The sequence below is a fragment of the Mesorhizobium sp. M1A.F.Ca.IN.020.03.2.1 genome (genome assembly GCF_004023205.1).
In the GTDB taxonomy this organism is placed as follows: Bacteria; Pseudomonadota; Alphaproteobacteria; order Rhizobiales; family Rhizobiaceae; genus Mesorhizobium.
This window is the reverse complement of record NZ_RZSV01000088.1, coordinates 1-16860: the sequence shown is the minus strand read 5'-3', so window position 1 is coordinate 16860 and position 16860 is coordinate 1. Positions and strand designations below refer to the sequence as shown.

Genomic DNA, 16860 nt, shown 5'->3' with positions numbered 1-16860 from the left:
GGCAAAGCGCGTGCCGCCGGTGCCGACGCCCCAGGACGGGATCGCGACGCCGAATTTTTCGACTTGGTCGCGGATCGCATCGATGGCGATGCCGCGCCGGTCGAGGCGCTCGCCGAGTGAGGCGTAGTCACGCTCGAGGGCGGGTTGGCGAGCTGAGTTGTGGTTGGCGACGAGGTCGGCTGAGATGATCTGTTTGGACATTCTGTCCCTCCCAAATATTCGTCGGCGCTGCCCCTCATCCGCCTACCGGCACCTTCTCCCCGTATAGTGACGGGGAGAAGGGACGCGCTCCAGCGCTGGCGCCCCCCTCTCCCCGTTCTTACGAGGAGAGGGTAAGGGTGAGGGGGCAGCGCTGGCTTTGACAATTTACCGCGTAAAGCTCTGCGCGTTGCCGGCGTCGACATTGACGATGTTGCCGGTCGACTTGGCCGACATGTCGGACGCGAAGAAGTAGATCGCTTCGGCGATATCTTCCGGAAATACCGAGCGTTTCAGCATCGAACGCGACCGGTAGTGCTCCTCGAGATCGTCGGTCGACATCTTGTAGGCGGCGGCGCGCTGTTCCTTCCATTCGCCGGTCCAGATCTTGGAGCCGCGCAGCACGGCGTCCGGATTGACGACGTTGACCCTGATCTGCGCCTCCGCACCCTCAAGCGCGAGACAGCGCGCGAGATGGATCTCGGCCGCCTTGGCCGTGCAGTAAGCGGCGGCGTTGGGCGAAGCGGCAAGGCCGTTCTTGGAGGCGACGAAGACGACATTGCCGCCGATCTTCTGCGCGCGGAACAGCCGGAAAGCCTCGCGCGAAACGAGGAAATAGCCGGTCGACAGGATGTCCATATTCTTGTTCCACAACGCCAGCGTCGTCTCCTCGATCGGCGCCGAGGAGGCCAGGCCGGCATTGGAAACGAGAATGTCGATGCCGCCGAACTCGACCGAAGTTTCGGCAAAGCCCGACGTGACCTGATCTTCCGAGGTCACGTCGATCCGCACCGGACGGACGAAGTCTTTGCCGTAGGCTTTCGACAGCTCTTCGTGAGCGCCGGCAAGCGCGGTCTCATCGATATCGGCCAGCACGACGCAGGCGCCTTCGCGCAGCAGGCGGCTGGCGGTGGCGCGGCCGATGCCGCCGGCACCGCCGGTGACCAGGGCGATCTGTCCCGCCAGCGCCTTCGGCTTCGGCAGGCGCTGGAGCTTGGCTTCTTCCAACTGCCAGTATTCGATGTCGAAGGCCTCCTGAGCCGGCAGGCCGACATAGGACGAGACCGTCGAGGCGCCGCGCATGACGTTGATGGCGTTGACGTAGAACTCGCCGGAGATGCGCGCCGTCGCCTTGTCGCCGGCGAAAGTGAACATGCCGACGCCCGGCATCAGATAGACGACCGCGTTCGGATCGCGGATGGCGGGCGAGTCCTTATGTTTGCAGCTGTCGTAGTAGGCCTGGTAGCCAACCCGATAGGCCGCAATGTCGTCGGCGAGGCGCGCGATGACGGCATCGACATCCGGCTTTGCCGGATCGAACTCGATCACCAATGGCCGGATCTTGGTGCGCAGGAAATGGTCCGGACAGGACGTGCCCAGGGCCGCCAGTGGGCGCAGGTCTTTCGAATTGACGAATTCGAGCACTGCCGGCTGGTCGTCGAAATGGCCGAGCTTATGGCTCTTTTCCGAGATCAGGCCGCGGATTCTCGGCATGAGTTTCGCGGCAATGGCACGCCGTGCCGGCGCCTCGAGCGCCTTCACCACCTCGCCGCCGAAGATCGCCTTGCCCTCGGATTTGCGCTCGAACCAGTCGATCGCCTGATTGATCACCGAAATCGTCGTTTCGTAGCATTCCTTCGGCGCGTCGCCCCAGGTGAACAGGCCGTGGCCTTCGAGAACCACTCCCTTGGCGCCAGGGTTGTCGCGGCAGAATTTCTCCAGCCACAGCCCAAGCTCGAAGCCCGGCCGCTTCCAGGGCAGCCAGCCGATGGCCTCGCCAAACACCTCTTTCGTGATCGCTCTGGAGTCCTTCGCCGCGGCTATCGCGATAATGGCATCGGGATGCATGTGGTCGACGCAAGCCTTCGGCACGAAGGCATGCAGCGGCGTGTCGATGGAAGCCGCGCGCGGATTGAGGTTGAAGGTGCAGTGGGGCAGGTAGCCCACCATCTCATCCTCGTGGTGGACGCCGCGATAGAGGCTCTTCAGCGCGCGCAGCTTGTCCATGTAGAGGGTCGCGAACCCGTCGAGCTTGATCGAAGCGCTGTCGCCGCCCGAGCCCTTGACCCACAGCACCTCGACGTCCTCACCGGTCAGCGGGTCTTTCTGCCAGACCTTGGACGAGGTGTTGCCGCCGCCATAATTGGTGACGCGCTTGTCTGAACCCAGCGTGTTCGAGCGATAGACCAGAAGCTCGGGACCGCTCATCCCTTCGGCCTTTGCATCGTCCCACAAATTGGCGAGGCGCGAGCCGGAGCGCTTGTCGAGCATAGGTATCCTCCCTTGGGACGCTAAAAATGAGCAGTCCAATTCTGGCTGGAATGTCTACGCAACTGGGCCTCTTGTCAATCACAAACGATCAAAATCGATCATATTGCACTGCACAATGAAAATATGTGATCGGAAATGATTGACACTGCGCGTTTTCTGGTGCCTGATAGCCAGGCAGGGAGGAACCATGCACGAAAAAGAGCGCCACAGGATCATTCTGTCCGCCGTCCAGGAAAAGCCTGTGGTGACGGTGCAGGAAATGGTCGACCTGACGGACTCCTCCGAGGCGACGATCCGGCGCGATATCGCGGCGCTGCATGTGCAAAAGCGCCTGCGCCGGGTGCGCGGCGGCGCCGAGGCGATCTCACCGCCGCAAGTCATCGGCCTTGCCGGCCGGCCCTTCTCGGTCAACGAAACGCTGAACGCCGCGCAGAAGCGGGCGATCGCGCGGGAAGCGGTGAACCTTTGCAAGGACGGCGAGCCAATCATCATCAATGGCGGCACCACGACCTTCCAGATGGTGCATTTCCTGACCGGCCGCCGCATGCCGATCTTCACCAACTCGTTCCCGATCGCCGAGCATCTGCTCAAGCACTCGAAGAACATGGTGATGCTGTCGGGCGGCACGATCTATCGCGAGCAGAACATCATCCTGTCGCCCTTCGACAATGACGTGACGCGCAATTTCTATGCGCGGCGCATGTTCATGGGCGCTCAAGGGTTAGGCCCGCTCGGCTTGATGGAAGGCGACCCGCTGCTGATCCAGGCGGAGCAAAAACTGATCGACCAGGCCGACGAGCTGGTGGTGCTGGTCGATTCCTCGAAATTCCGCATGCGATCCAGCCTGATCCTGTGCGGGCTGTCGCGCATCACGACCGTGATCACAGACGACGGTATCGACGACCGCGAAGCCAAGATGCTGGAAACCGCGGGTGTGGCGCTGATCGTCGCCCGCAAACAGTCAAGCGACAAGGAGGAATCTTCACTGCAGGCCTGAGGACAACTCGCGCCCGCAGCGGCGATGGAATGCAACGCTCAAGGGAGGATATTCGAATGAGCTTTTTGAAGAAACTGCTGGTCACGGCGGCCTTTTCCGCCGCCATGTTCGTGAATGGCGCCTATGCCGAGAACGTCAAGATCGCGCTGGTCGTGAAGTCGCTCGGCAACGGCTTCTTCGACGCCGCCAACAAGGGCGCCGAGGAAGCGGCCAAGGAACTGGGCGACGTCGACGTGATCTATACCGGTCCGACCAAAGCGACGGCGGAGGCGCAGATCGAGGTGATCAACTCGCTGATCGCGCAGAAGGTCAATGCCATCGCCCTCTCGGCCAATGACGCCGATGCGCTGGTGCCGGTGCTGAAGAAGGCGATGGATCGCGGCATCACCGTGATCTCGTGGGACTCCGGCGTCGCCAAGGAAGGCCGCCAGCTCCACCTCAACCCGTCCGACACCAATTTGATCGGCGAGACCATCATCAAGCTCGCCGCCGACTACCTGCCGGAAGGCGGCGATGTCGCCATCCTCTCGGCATCCTCGACCGCGACCAACCAGAATGCCTGGATCGAAGCGGCCAAGAAGGTGCTGCCGGAGAAGTTCCCGAAGATCAAGCTGGTCGCCACCGTCTATGGCGACGACGACTCCGCCAAGAGCACCGACGAAGCCAAGGGCCTGTTGAAATCCTATCCGAACCTGAAGGCGATCATCGCGCCGACCACCGTCGGCGTCGTTGCCGCCGCCCAGGTCGTCACCGACGAGAACCTGATCGGCAAGGTCAACGTCACCGGCCTCGCGCTGCCGTCGGAGTTCAAGAAGTTCATCGACAACGGCGCCAGCCAGGCGGTCGCGCTGTGGAACCCGATCGACCTCGGCTACTCGGCGATCTATCTCGCGCATGACCTGGCGGTGAAGAAAGAAGAGGCCAAGCCCGGCGCCACGCTGTCGATCGGCCGCGTCGGCAAGGTGACGCTCGACGAAACCAACTCGGCTGCGATGGCTCCGCCCTTCCAGTTCGACAAGACCAACATCGAGAAGTTCTCAAAGATCTATTGATCTGAGGAGCTTGCACCCTCCCCCTTGTGGGGAGGGTCGGCGAGGCGGTGTCGCGAAGCAAAACTGGCGAGACGGGGCGGGGGTGACGACGCTTCCATGCACCAGGACCTTAACTTGATATGCTAGACAACCCCCATCCCGCTCACGTTGTTCGCGACCCTCCCCGCGAGGGCGAGGACAAATTGGCCCCGCGCCTGACGCTCTCAGGCATCTCCAAGAGTTTTCCGGGCGTTCGGGCGCTGCACAATGTCAGCCTGTCGCTCTATCCCGGACAGGTGACGGCGCTGATCGGCGAGAACGGCGCCGGCAAGTCGACGCTGGTCAAGATCATGACCGGCATCTACCAGCCCGACGCCGGCGAAATCAGCATCGACGGCCAGGCCACGACGCTGCCCAGCGCGCATGCCGCCTTCGGCCACGGCATCACCGCCATCCATCAGGAGACGGTGCTGTTCGACGACCTTTCGGTCGCCGAAAACATCTTCCTCGGCCATGCGCCGCGCACCCGCTTCGGCACCATCGACTGGCGCACCATGCGCAAAAATGCGCGCGAGGTGCTGGAGACGATGCGCGCCGGCCACATCGACGCCGACACCCGCCTGAAGGACCTCGGCATCGCCAACAAGCATCTGGTGGCGGTGGCGCGCGCCATGTCCATCGACGCGCGCATCGTCATCATGGACGAGCCGACCGCCGCACTTTCGATGAAGGAGATCGACGAACTTTTCCTCTTGATCGAATTCCTGAAGAGCGAAGGCAAGGCGGTGCTCTTCATCAGCCACAAGTTCGACGAGATCTACCGCATCGCCGACCGCTACACCGTCTTCCGCGACGGCGAGATGGTGGGCGAAGGCCTGCTCAAGGACACCGGCCAGAACGAGATCGTGCGTATGATGGTCGGCCGCAACGTCGACCACATCTTTCCGCAGCGCGAGCCGAAGATCGGCGCGCCGGTGCTGTCGGTCTCCGGCCTGTCGCACCCGACCGAGTTCGACGATATCGGCTTCGAATTGCGCAAGGGCGAAATCCTCGGCTTCTATGGCCTCGTCGGTGCCGGCCGCAGCGAGGTGATGCAGGCGATCGCCGGCATTACGCGCACCAGCCGCGGCACGATTTCGCTGGACGGCAACTCAATCGCGCCGAAATCGGCGGCGGATTCGATCGAGGCCGGCATCGTCTATGTGCCGGAAGAGCGCGGCAAGCAGGGTGTCGTCATCGGCCTGCCGATCTTTCAGAACGTATCGCTGCCTTCGCTTGCGCGCACCTCGAAATCCGGTGTGCTCAAGCTGGCGGAAGAATTCTCACTTGCCCGCTCCTACACCGAGCGGCTGGACCTGCGCGCCTCGTCGCTCAGCCAGGATGTCGGCACCCTTTCCGGCGGCAACCAGCAGAAGGTGGTCATCGCCAAATGGCTGGCGACGACGCCGAAGGTCATCATCCTCGACGAGCCGACCAAGGGCATCGACATCGGCTCCAAAGCCGCTGTGCACGGCTTCATGGCCGAGCTCGTGGCGCAGGGGCTATCGGTGATCATGGTCTCCTCGGAACTGCCGGAAATCCTCGGCATGTCCGACCGGGTCGTGGTCATGCGTGAAGGCCGTATCGCGGCCACCTACGACAACAAAGGCCTCGACGCCGAGACGCTGGTCAGGACCGCAGCGGGGATCGCGGCATGAAGAATTTTCTCAAATATCGCGAGATCTGGCTGCTCGCCGGCATCGTCCTGTTGATCGGGCTGATCTCGACCCGCTTCCCCGGTTTTGCCGATCCGGCCAATCTGCGCCAGGTGTTCAACGACACCTCGATCCTGATGATCCTGGCGCTCGGCCAGATGGTGGTGATCCTGACGCGCTCGATCGATCTGTCGATGGCGTCCAACCTCTGCTTCACCGGCATGGTGGTGGCGATGCTCAACGCTGCCCATCCGGCGATCCCGATCCCGGTGCTGATCGTCATCGCACTGCTTGTCGGCCTCCTACTCGGCGCCATCAACGGCTTCCTGGTGTGGCGGCTGAATATCCCGTCCATCGTGGTCACGCTCGGCACGCTCACCATCTATCGCGGCGCCACCTTCGTCGTCTCCGGCGGCGCCTGGGTCAATGCCGACCAGATGAGCCCCGACTTCATCAACTTCCAGCGCGCCGCCTTCCTCGGCCTGCCGGTCCTGTCGTGGATCGCGCTTCTCGTCATTGCGCTGTTCTTTCTGGCGATGACGCGCACGCAGATCGGCCGCTCGATCTATGCCATCGGCGTCAACCCGACCGCCTCGGTCTATGCCGGCATCGATGTCGGCCGCACCAAGTTCATCGTCTTTTGCATTTCCGGCATGATCGGCGGGCTAGCCGGGTACTTATGGATCTCGCGCTACGTGATCGCCTCGGTCGAAGTCGCCAACGGCTACGAGCTCAACATCATCGCCGCCTGCGTCATCGGCGGCATCTCGATCGCCGGCGGCATTGGCTCGGTCGGCGGCGCGGTGCTCGGCGCGCTCTTCCTCGGCATCATCTCCAACGCGCTGCCGGTCATCAACATCTCGCCCTTCTGGCAGATGGCGATCTCGGGCAGCGCCATCATCCTGGCCGTGGTGCTCAACGCGCGCGGCGAGCGCCGGCAGGGTCGCATCATCCTCAGAAAGGCGGAAGCGGCATGACGGACACCCCTGCCCCGCGCCATATCCCCGACCGGCTCGACAAGCCGCTTTCTTCGGCGATCTTTTCCTGGGAGGCACTGCTCGTAGTCATCGCGATCCTCATCTTCGCGGTGAACAGCTTCGCCTCGCCCTATTTCCTCGACCCGTGGTCGCTCTCGGATCTGACCTTCAACTTCACCGAAAAGGGCCTGATTGCGCTTGCAATGGCGCTGCTGATCATCTCGGGCGAGATCGACCTGTCGGTTGCCGCGATTGTCGCGCTCGCTTCGACGATGATGGGCATGGCGGCGCAGGCGGGCGCCGGCACGCCGGTGCTGGTCGCGATCGGCATCGCCGTGGGGCTCGGCTGCGGCGCCTTCAACGGATTGCTCGTCACCAGGCTCGGCCTGCCTTCCATCGTCGTCACCATCGGCACGATGAGCCTGTTTCGCGGCATCGCCTTCATCATCCTCGGCGACCAGGCCTATAAGGGATATCCGGAGAGTTTCGCCTTCTTCGGCCAGGGTTATGTCTGGTGGGTCTTCTCGTTCGAGCTGGCGTTGTTCCTTTTCGCGGCGCTGGTCTACTGGTTCGTGCTGCATCGCACGAGCTTCGGCCGCCGCGTCTTTGCCATTGGCAACAATCCGGTCGCCTGCCAGTTCTCCGGTGTGCGCGTCGACCGCATCAAATTCATCCTGTTTTGCCTCACCGGGCTGATGTCGGGCATCGCCTCGGTGCTGATCACGTCGCGGCTCGGCTCGACAAGGCCGTCGATTGCGCAGGGCTATGAGCTGGAGGCCATCACCATGGTGGTGCTGGGAGGTGTGTCGATCCTCGGCGGCGCCGGCAGCATCCTCGGCGTGGTTCTTGCCGCCTTTATCATGGGGCTGGTGACCTTCGGCCTCGGCCTGCTCAACGTGCCCGGCATCGTCATGTCGATCTTCATCGGCCTGCTGCTGATCATCGTCATTGCGCTGCCGATCGTCTGGCGGCGGCTGCGCGAAGGACGTTTCGCCTGATGGAGAAACACGCCTTCAAGATGAAGCTCAATCCCGGCATGAAGGCCGAGTACAAGCGCCGTCATGACGAGATCTGGCCTGAGCTGGCGGAGCTGCTGAGAGATGCCGGCGTCTCCGACTATTCGATCTATCTCGACGAGGAGACCACCATCCTCTTCGGCGTGCTGTGGCGACGCGACGATCACGGCATGGCCGACCTGCCGAAACATCCTGTGATGCAGCGCTGGTGGGCGCATATGGCCGACCTCATGGAAACCAAACCCGACAATGAGCCGGTGGCGGTGCCGCTGGAAACCATGTTCCATATGGCATGATCCGCCACGTCGCCGTCATCGATATCGGCAAGACCAACGCCAAGGTGGCGCTGGTCGAGCTCACGACGCCGAGCGAGATCGCGCTGCGCCGCACCGCGAACGCGCCCGTTTGGCAGGCGCCCTACCCCCATCACGATGTCGAGGCGCTGTGGACGTTCATCCTGAACAGCCTCGCCGATATCAACCGCGAGCGGCGGATCGATGCGATCTCGATCACCACGCATGGCGCTACCGGGGCGCTGGTCGACGCCGCCGGCGAACTGGTGCTGCCGGTGCTCGACTATGAGTTCGACGGCCCCGACCAGCTTGCGGCCGACTACGACGCCGTACGCGCTCCCTTCGCCGAAACAGGCACGCCGCGGTTGCCCATCGGCCTTAATCTCGGCGCGCAATTCTTCTGGCAGCAAAAGCGCTTTCCAGTGGAATTCGCCAAGTCCGCCGCGATCCTCATGTATCCGCAATATTGGGCGCTGCGGCTGACTGGCGTCGCCGCCAACGAAGTGACATCGCTGGGCTGCCACACCGATCTGTGGAACCCCTGGACGTCCGACTATTCCTCGCTGGTCGACAGGATGGGCTGGCGTCCGCTGATGGCGCCCGTGCGTCGGGCGAAGGACAGGCTCGGATCGATCCTGCCGGCGATTGCCCGACTGACAGGGCTCGACCCCGCGACTCCCGTGTTCTGCGGCCTGCACGACTCCAACGCCTCGCTTCTGCCGCATCTGTTGTCCGATCGGCCGCCCTTCTCCGTCGTCTCGACCGGCACATGGGTGGTCTCGATGGCGGTCGGCGGCAAGAAGGTCGAGCTCGATGCGGAGCGCGACACGCTGGTCAATGTCAATGCGCTCGGCGATCCCGTGCCGTCGGCGCGCTTCATGGGTGGACGCGAGTTTTCGCTGCTGACCGAGGGCCAGGCGCAGGACTGGACCGAGGCCGATATTGCCGCCGTGCTGGCACGCCAGGCCTTGCTGCTGCCATCAACCCAGGAGGGGTCCGGGCCATTCCCTCACCGTGCCGCGCAATGGGTCAACGCCGAGGGCTTGCCACCCGGCCAGCGCTTCGCCGCCATCTCGTTCTATCTGGCGCTGATGACCGCGACCTGCCTGGAGTTGGTTGGCGGCGACGGGCGGACGACGGTCGAAGGGCCCTTTGCGCGGAACCCGCTTTTCATCCGCATGCTGGCGGCGGCAACGGGACGGGCTGTCATCGCGTCGGAAACGTCAACAGGAACGAGCATCGGCGCGGCACTGCCGGCGTCAGACGGCGCTACCGCCATGAGCAAAGGCGAGCGGACCGAGCCACCCGCAGATCCGGCTTGGCATGATTACGCGCGAGCGTGGCAGCGGGTCATCGGGACGTGATCCCCGCCATGGTATTTGCCACAACTTGACAGGTCGCGCCGACCAGCGCCGACATAGGCCAGTGGCAACTTGCGCACCGATCGTCTCAGCCCGATGTCGCGTAAAGCAACCCTTGCGGATCGATCTCCGGCTTGCGGCCGGCGACGAGGTCGGACAGGAATTTTCCCGAGCCGCAAGCCATGGTCCAGCCGAGATGGCCGTGGCCGGTGTCGAGATAGAGGTTGCGGTATTTCGCCTGACCGAAGATGGGCACGGAACTCGGCATCATCGGCCTCAGGCCTGCCCAAAGCAGCGCCTTCTTCTCGTCGAAGGCGCCCGGGAACAGGTCCTTGCCGGTTTCCAGGATGGTTCTGAAATCACGCGGCTTGAAGCTGCGATCGAAGCCTATGAATTCCGCCGTCGAGGACATCCGCAGCCGGTTGCCCAGCCTCGAATAGCCGATCAGCCGGTCCTCGTCGGCGCCGCCCATGGTCGGGCCCTTGCTCTCGTCCTCGAGCGGGACGGTCACGGTGTAGCCCTTCACCGGGTAGACGGGCAGGTCGATGCCGTAGCGGCGGCCGAACAGGCCGCTTTCGGCTCCCATCGAGATGACGACGGCGTCGCCCGCAACCGGTCCGGCCGAGGTCATCACGGCTCGCACCCGGTCGCCCTCGATGTCGAGGCCCTCGATTGTCGTGCCGAACAGGAACCTGACGCCGAGCTTCTCGGCCGCATAGGCGGCGAGCTTGTCGACGAATTGCTTGGAATCGCCGGTCTGGTCGATTGGAGAATAGATGCCGCCGGCGATCTTGTCCTTCACGCCGGCAAGGCCCGGCTCCAGCTCGGCCAAGCGGTCGCGGCCGACGATCTCGATCGGCAGGCCGCGCTCGCCGAGGTAGCGGTAATTGTCGGTGCCGGTGTCGAAGCTTTTCTGCGAGCGGAAGAAGTAGAGGATGCCTTTCTTGCGTTCGTCGTAATGGATGCCGGTCGCCTCCGAGAGCGCATTGATGCAGTCGCGCGAATAGAGCGCGAGCTTCAGCTTGACGTCGGTGTTGGCGCGCAGGCGCGCTACGGTGCACTCGCGCAGGAAGCGCAGGCTCCAGGCATAGAAATACGGATCGAGGCGCAGCCGGACCTTGATGCCGAGGTCATGGTTCCAGAGCGCGCGCAGAAAGGTCTTGAGCGCCGCCGGCGAGGCCCAGGCGGTGGCGTCGCCCGGCGAGACCAGGCCGGCGTTCGACTGGCTGGTGCCGCGCGCCGCTGCCTCATGGCGCTCGATCACCGTCACCTCATGACCGTCTTTAGCCAGATAGTAGGCGGCCGCCGTGCCAATCACGCCGGCGCCGAGCACCAAGACCTTCATGCCGTCCCTCAAGGCTCATTCCAACAGTGCGCCTTCGGCACACCACCGCATGAGCCTCAATACCGCGTCTAAACTCGCCGGACGAGCCCTTGGCCCAACAGGTCAGTCTCATTACGCAATTCCGGGACGAAGGCTACGGCGAAGTCGCCGAACCCAACCGCTACACACTTTCCTGAACTGCTTAGTTTCGAACGGAGTTCTTGGTCGTCAGGATGCGTTCCCAGGCCAGCGCATCCTTGACGATCTGGTCGAGATCGTCGCGCTGCGGCGTCCAGCCGAACTCCTTGCGGGCAAGGTCGGAATTGGCGACCACGGCGGCGGCGTCGCCCGGCCGTCGCGCACCCATGCGAACGTCGAAATCATGGCCGAAGGCGCGGCGCACGCTGTCGATCACTTCCAGCACCGAATAGCCGTGGCTGTAGCCGCAATTGGCGACGAGGCTCTCCCCGCCATCGCGCAGCCGCTGCAGTGCCAACCGGTGCGCCGCCGCCAGATCGCTGACATGGATGTAGTCGCGGATGCAGGTGCCGTCCGGTGTCGGATAGTCCTTGCCGAAGACCTGCATGAATGGCCGCTTGCCGAGCGCCGTCTCGCAGGCGACCTTGATCAGATGCGTGGCGCCGGGCGTCGACTGTCCGGTGCGGCCCTTGGGATCGGCGCCGGCGACATTGAAATAGCGCAGCGCCGTGTAGCGGATGTCGTGCGCAATCGCGGCATCGCGCAGCATCCACTCGCTCATCAGCTTGGAGAGGCCGTAAGGCGATTCCGGCGCCAGCCGGGCATCCTCGCGCACCGGCTCCAGCCCGGCGCCGCCATAGACGGCTGCGGTGGACGAGAAGATGAAATGCGGCACGCCCTCGCGCACGGCGGTTTCGATGAGCGCGCGCGTCTTGCAGGTGTTGTTCTCGTAATAGCCGAGCGGATCGGCGACCGATTCCGGCACCACGATCGAGCCGGCGAAATGGATGATGGCGTCGACCTTGTTTTCCCGGATGATCCGGCCGACCAGATCGCGATCGGCGACGTCGCCGACGACGAGCTTCGCCTCCGGCGCCACCGCCCATTCGAAGCCGGTGGAAAGCCTGTCGAGCACGACGACGCTTTCGCCGGCGTCCAAAAGCTCCCAGACCATGTGGCTGCCGATATAGCCGGCACCGCCCGTCACCAAAACCGTCATCGCTTACCTCGCTGATCAAGATTTATCGGAAACTGTCTCAACAGCCGCCGTGCTGGAAACCCCGCCGTAAGCCCATTAGCCTCCCATTTTAGTGTTAAGTCTGTAACAGTTCCGCCTGCCCGAGGCATCGTACCGAAACAAAGCTGGTTCACATCCCCGGGAATAGGCCATGATCCGGCATCGTTAGGAACAGGCGCGGGGCGTGGCATTTTGACCGGTGCGGCGCGGTGGACGTAACATAGGCCCGTGACTATGATCCGGCGCAAAATTGGGAAGCCGACATGAACTACCAGCGGTTCTTCGAAGACGCGATCGACCAGCTCCATGCCGAGCGGCGCTACCGCGTTTTCGCCGACCTCGAGCGCATCGTGGGCAAGTTTCCACGCGCCATCTGGCGCTCCAACGGTCGCGCCCAGGAAATCACCGTCTGGTGCTCCAACGACTATCTCGGCATGGGCCAGAATCCGGACGTCATCGCCGCCTTCCAGAACGCGGCAGGCCGGATGGGCTCGGGCGCTGGCGGCACCCGCAACATTTCCGGCACGTCCAACCCGCTGGTCGAGCTGGAGCATGAGCTCGCCGACCTGCACGACAAAGAGGCGGCGCTGGTCTTCACCTCCGGTTTCGTTTCCAACGAAGCCTCGATCTCGACCATCGCCAGGCTCTTGCCCAACTGCCTGCTCATCTCGGACGAGTTGAACCATGCCTCGATGATCGAAGGCGTGCGGCGTTCCGGGGCCGAGAAGAAGATCTTCCGCCACAACGACGTTGCGCATCTGGAAAGCCTGCTGCAGGCGGCAGGACGCGAGCGCGCCAAGCTGATCGTCTTCGAAAGCGTCTATTCGATGGACGGCGACATCGCGCCGATCAAGCAGATCGTCGAGCTCGCCGAGCGCTACAACGCCCTGACCTATATCGACGAGGTTCATGCTGTCGGCATGTACGGTGCGCGCGGCGGCGGCATCACCGAGCGCGAGGGTCTTGCCGACCGCATCGACATCATCGAGGGGACGCTGGCCAAGGCCTTCGGCACGCTGGGCGGCTACATCACCGGCACGAGCGCTGTGATCGACGCGGTGCGCTCCTATGCGCCGGGCTTCATTTTCACCACCGCGCTGCCGCCCGCGATCGCGGCGGCCGCCACCACCTCGATCAGGCATTTGAAGCGCTCGCAGGCCGAGCGCGACGCCCAGCAGCGCCAGGCAGCGCGGGCCAAGCAGATGCTTGCCGCGGTCGGGCTGCCGGTGATGGAATCGGCCACCCATATCGTGCCGGTGCTGGTCGGCGATCCGGAGCTTTGCAAGATGGCGAGCGACCGCCTGCTTGGCGTCCACGGCATCTACATCCAGCCGATCAATTACCCGACGGTGCCGCGCGGCACCGAACGGCTGCGCATCACGCCCACCCCGTTCCATTCGGACGCGCTGATCGCCGAACTGCAGGACGCGCTGGTCGAGACCTGGGATGCGCTCGGCATCCCCTATGCCGCCTCCGGCCGTCCGGCCGTCGCCAAGAGCGACCGGGTTATTCCACTCCTGGTGCCGAAGTCAGGCGGCTGAAGCCGCCCGTCTCACACCGTCTTCATCCATTTCGCCAGGCGATTTGCCGCTTCCTCGAGCTGATCGAGGCGGCGGTGGAAGCATAGCCTGAGGAAGGCCTCCCCGCCGGGGCCGAAGGCCGTGCCGGGCGCCAGCCCGACATTGGCGTTGTCGACGATGTCGAAGGCGGCGGCGCGGGAATCGGTGATGCCGTCGACAGTGAAGAACAGGTAGAACGCACCTTGCGGCACGGTGAAGCGCGCCTTGCCGGTGGCACCCAGGATGTCGCAGACCAGATCGCGCGCCGCACGTGCCCGCTCCACCTGCTCGACGATAAAGCCGTCACCCTTGTCGAGGGCCGCAACCGCGCCGCGCTGCATGAACTGGGCGACGCCCGAGGTCGAATACTGGATCAGGTTCTCGAACACCTGCTGCAGCGCCGGATGCGTCTTGATCCAGCCGACTCGCCAGCCGGTCATCGCCCAGTTCTTGGAGAAGCTGTTGACGAACAGGATGCGGTCTTCCGCCGTTGCGATATCGAGGAAAGACGGCGCGCGGCCGTGGCCATAGTGGAACAGCGCATAGATCTCGTCGGCGATGATCCAAAGCTTCTTCGTGCGGGCCAGATCGAGGATCGCTTGAAGCGTTTCCTTGTCGGCTGTCCAGCCGGTCGGGTTCGAGGGGGTATTGATGAACAGCGCCTTGGTACGCGGCGTGATGGCGGCTGCGATCTTGTCGACATCGCAGGACCAGCCATTCCCGGACTGGTCGAGCGTGACCGGCACGGGAACAGCGCCGGCGACACCGGCGGCGGCAGCGAAATTCGGCCACGCCGGCGAGAGATAGACGACCTCGTCGCCGCTGCCGGCGATCGCGTCGATGGCCAGTTGAATGGCATGCATGCCCGAGCCGGTGACGATGAATTCTTCCTCGGCGAAGCGCTGGCCGAAATACCTGGCATAGTAGCGGGCGAGCGCCTGCCTGAGCTCGGGAATGCCTTTCTGCCAGGTGTAGAAGGTCTCGCCATTGGCGAGGCCGCCTGCGGCGGCATCGCTGATGAAGGAAGGCGTCGGCAGGTCGCCCTCTCCGGCCCAGAGCGGGATCAGGCCTTCGCGCAAGCGGCCGTGATTGACGACGGCGACAATGCCGCTTTCGGGGGCAGCACGGGCTTCGGCGCGCAAGGTCTCAATCAGGGTCATGGACAAAATCCGTGCTCGTTTTGCTGCGCTCTTACCAGATCACCGAACAGAAAACCCCAGCCGCAAGCGGCCGGGGTTTTGGTCCAGCAAAGAACGTTGGATGCGTTATTTCCTGGCGAGCAGGTCGCGGATTTCGGTCAGAAGCTGGACATCCGCCGGCGGCGGCGCCGCGGCAGGCGCGGGCTTCTCTCGCTCCAGCCGCCTGCGCAGATTGTTCACCGCCTTGACCATCAGGAAAATGATGAAGGCGAGGATCAGAAAATTCAGCACGACGGTGATGAAGCTGCCATAAGCGAAAACGGCGCCCTCTTTCTTGGCTTCGGCCAGCGTGGCCGAGTGCACATTGGAGGACAGCCCAAAGAAGTAATTGTTGAAGTCAAGCCCGCCGAAAATCGCGCCGATGATCGGCATGATGATGTCATTGACCAGCGAATCGACGATCTTGCCGAAGGCGGCGCCGATGATGACGGCGACGGCCAAGTCCATCACATTGCCCTTGGAGATGAATTCCTGGAATTCTTTCAGCATCCGACCCTCCTTGCCATAACGGGCCGCGCTGCCGCCCCGGCTCTCCGGCGCCGGCCCCGAAGCCACAATAACAAAAACCCCCAGTTGCAAAACCGGAAAAAGGTCGGAGCCGCCGGTTTGTGCCTAACCGGTTCGCGCTTCTGGGCGTCACCAAGCACCTATGCGCCGAAAGCCGCGGTGGACTTGGCGTCAAAGCTGTGGTTGCGTTTGATAACCGGACGAGCAGCCGGTCAGGAAGGAAGTTCGAACCGTGCAAGGCTGGTTCGTCGTCATCATCGCGATCGCCTATGTGACGCTGCTTTTTGCCATCGCCAGCGTCGGCGACCGGCGCTCCGTGGCAGCCGGACTCGGCCGCGCACGGCCCTCCATTTATGCGCTCAGCCTCGCCATCTACTGCACCTCCTGGACCTTCTTCGGCTCGGTCGGGCTCTCCTCCGAGCGGGGTCTCGAATTCCTCGGCATCTACACCGGCCCGGTGCTGGTCTTCGTGTTCGGCTTCCCGCTGCTCAACCGCATCGTCCGGCTGGCAAAGAGCGAAAAGATCACCTCGATTGCGGACTTTCTCGGCGCCCGCTACGGCAAGAGTTTTGCCGTCGCGGCGATCGCGACCCTGATCGCCACGGTCGGCGCCGTGCCCTATATCGCGCTGCAGCTCAAGGCGATCTCCGGCTCGGTCAGCCTGATGATCGAGCACTATACGGGATCGCCGCCTTCCTTTGATCCTTTTGTAAGCGACATCTCGCTGGTGGTGGCGATGCTGCTGGCGCTGTTTGCGGTCCTGTTCGGCACCCGCCACGCCGACGCCACCGAGCACCAGGACGGGCTGGTGCTGGCGGTCGCGGTCGAGACGGTGGTCAAGCTCGCCGCCTTCCTCGCCATAGGCCTTATGGTCACGTTTCTCATCTTCGGCGGCCCCGGCGACATGCTGGCGACGCTCGGGGCGAATGCCGAGGTGCGCCAGGCGATGGGCTACAACACGTCCTTGGTCACCTGGCTGGTGCTGACGACCTTGAGCGGCTTCGCCATCCTGATGCTGCCGCGCCAGTTCTACGTCACCATCGTCGAGAATCGCAGCGAGGCCGAGCTGCGCACCGCGACCTGGGTGTTTCCGCTCTATCTCGTGGCGATCAACCTCTTCGTCCTGCCGATCGCCTTTGCCGGGCTGTCGCTGGTCGGCGCAAGGACCAGCAGCGACCTCTACGTCCTGTCGCTGCCGCTATTCAGCGGCCACGACG

At 63.6% G+C, this 16860-nt stretch carries 13 protein-coding genes and 2 pseudogenes; 9 read left to right on the top strand and 6 right to left on the bottom strand.

Annotated elements, in window-relative coordinates:
- Positions 1 to 201, bottom strand: a pseudogene (locus EOA79_RS33590) (sugar isomerase); the annotation flags it as partial.
- Positions 202 to 366: 165 nt separating this feature from the next.
- Positions 367 to 2469 carry a bifunctional rhamnulose-1-phosphate aldolase/short-chain dehydrogenase gene (locus tag EOA79_RS16045; RefSeq protein WP_127334894.1) on the bottom strand — a complete coding sequence of 701 codons (2103 nt, stop codon included), beginning with the start codon at positions 2467 to 2469 and terminating at the stop codon, positions 367 to 369.
- Positions 2470 to 2656: 187 nt separating this feature from the next.
- Here EOA79_RS16045 and EOA79_RS16040 point away from each other — a divergent pair, with 187 nt between their 5' ends.
- The 7 genes from EOA79_RS16040 to EOA79_RS16010 all read left to right on the top strand — a co-directional run bounded on the left by EOA79_RS16040 (position 2657) and on the right by EOA79_RS16010 (position 9841).
- A complete protein-coding gene (locus EOA79_RS16040) occupies positions 2657 to 3466 on the top strand; it encodes a DeoR/GlpR family DNA-binding transcription regulator (protein WP_066993950.1) in 810 nt (269 codons plus the stop codon).
- A 56-nt stretch (positions 3467 to 3522) separates the two neighbouring features.
- Positions 3523 to 4518, top strand: a complete 996-nt coding sequence (gene rhaS, locus EOA79_RS16035) for a rhamnose ABC transporter substrate-binding protein (protein WP_128293090.1) — start codon at positions 3523 to 3525, stop codon at positions 4516 to 4518.
- 119 nt (positions 4519 to 4637) lie between these two features.
- On the top strand, positions 4638 to 6194 hold the full coding sequence (locus tag EOA79_RS16030; protein WP_245322491.1) for a sugar ABC transporter ATP-binding protein: 1557 nt from the start codon (positions 4638 to 4640) through the stop codon (positions 6192 to 6194).
- Positions 6191 to 7168, top strand: coding sequence for an ABC transporter permease (locus EOA79_RS16025; protein WP_067322800.1), 978 nt, complete (start codon positions 6191 to 6193; stop codon positions 7166 to 7168). The genes EOA79_RS16030 and EOA79_RS16025 overlap by 4 nt, the downstream gene beginning before the upstream one ends.
- Positions 7165 to 8166 carry an ABC transporter permease gene (locus tag EOA79_RS16020; RefSeq protein WP_095799395.1) on the top strand — a complete coding sequence of 334 codons (1002 nt, stop codon included), beginning with the start codon at positions 7165 to 7167 and terminating at the stop codon, positions 8164 to 8166. The genes EOA79_RS16025 and EOA79_RS16020 overlap by 4 nt, the downstream gene beginning before the upstream one ends.
- Positions 8166 to 8480, top strand: a complete 315-nt coding sequence (gene rhaM / locus EOA79_RS16015; protein WP_206522078.1) for an L-rhamnose mutarotase — start codon at positions 8166 to 8168, stop codon at positions 8478 to 8480. The genes EOA79_RS16020 and rhaM overlap by 1 nt, the downstream gene beginning before the upstream one ends.
- Positions 8477 to 9841 carry an FGGY-family carbohydrate kinase gene (locus EOA79_RS16010; RefSeq protein ID WP_095826050.1) on the top strand — a complete coding sequence of 455 codons (1365 nt, stop codon included), beginning with the start codon at positions 8477 to 8479 and terminating at the stop codon, positions 9839 to 9841. Before rhaM ends, EOA79_RS16010 begins: the two co-directional genes overlap by 4 nt.
- An 85-nt stretch (positions 9842 to 9926) precedes the next feature.
- Here the strand turns inward: EOA79_RS16010 and EOA79_RS16005 are convergent, their stop codons facing one another.
- Complete coding sequence (locus tag EOA79_RS16005) at positions 9927 to 11183, bottom strand: D-amino acid dehydrogenase (RefSeq protein WP_095826051.1); 1257 nt, start codon at positions 11181 to 11183, stop codon at positions 9927 to 9929.
- 181 nt (positions 11184 to 11364) lie between these two features.
- Positions 11365 to 12360, bottom strand: a complete 996-nt coding sequence (gene galE, locus EOA79_RS16000; protein WP_095777447.1) for a UDP-glucose 4-epimerase GalE — start codon at positions 12358 to 12360, stop codon at positions 11365 to 11367.
- Positions 12361 to 12641: 281 nt separating this feature from the next.
- On the opposite strand from galE, the gene hemA reads away from it, so the two are divergent.
- Positions 12642 to 13919, top strand: a complete 1278-nt coding sequence (gene hemA, locus EOA79_RS15995) for a 5-aminolevulinate synthase (protein ID WP_095826052.1) — start codon at positions 12642 to 12644, stop codon at positions 13917 to 13919.
- An 11-nt stretch (positions 13920 to 13930) separates the two neighbouring features.
- Here the strand turns inward: hemA and EOA79_RS15990 are convergent, their stop codons facing one another.
- Positions 13931 to 15097, bottom strand: coding sequence for a pyridoxal phosphate-dependent aminotransferase (locus tag EOA79_RS15990; RefSeq protein ID WP_095826053.1), 1167 nt, complete (start codon positions 15095 to 15097; stop codon positions 13931 to 13933).
- A gap of 105 nt (positions 15098 to 15202) precedes the next feature.
- Positions 15203 to 15625, bottom strand: a complete 423-nt coding sequence (gene mscL, locus EOA79_RS15985; protein WP_095777596.1) for a large conductance mechanosensitive channel protein MscL — start codon at positions 15623 to 15625, stop codon at positions 15203 to 15205.
- 250 nt (positions 15626 to 15875) lie between these two features.
- On the opposite strand from mscL, the pseudogene EOA79_RS15980 reads away from it, so the two are divergent.
- Positions 15876 to 16860, top strand: a pseudogene (locus EOA79_RS15980) (hybrid sensor histidine kinase/response regulator); the annotation flags it as partial.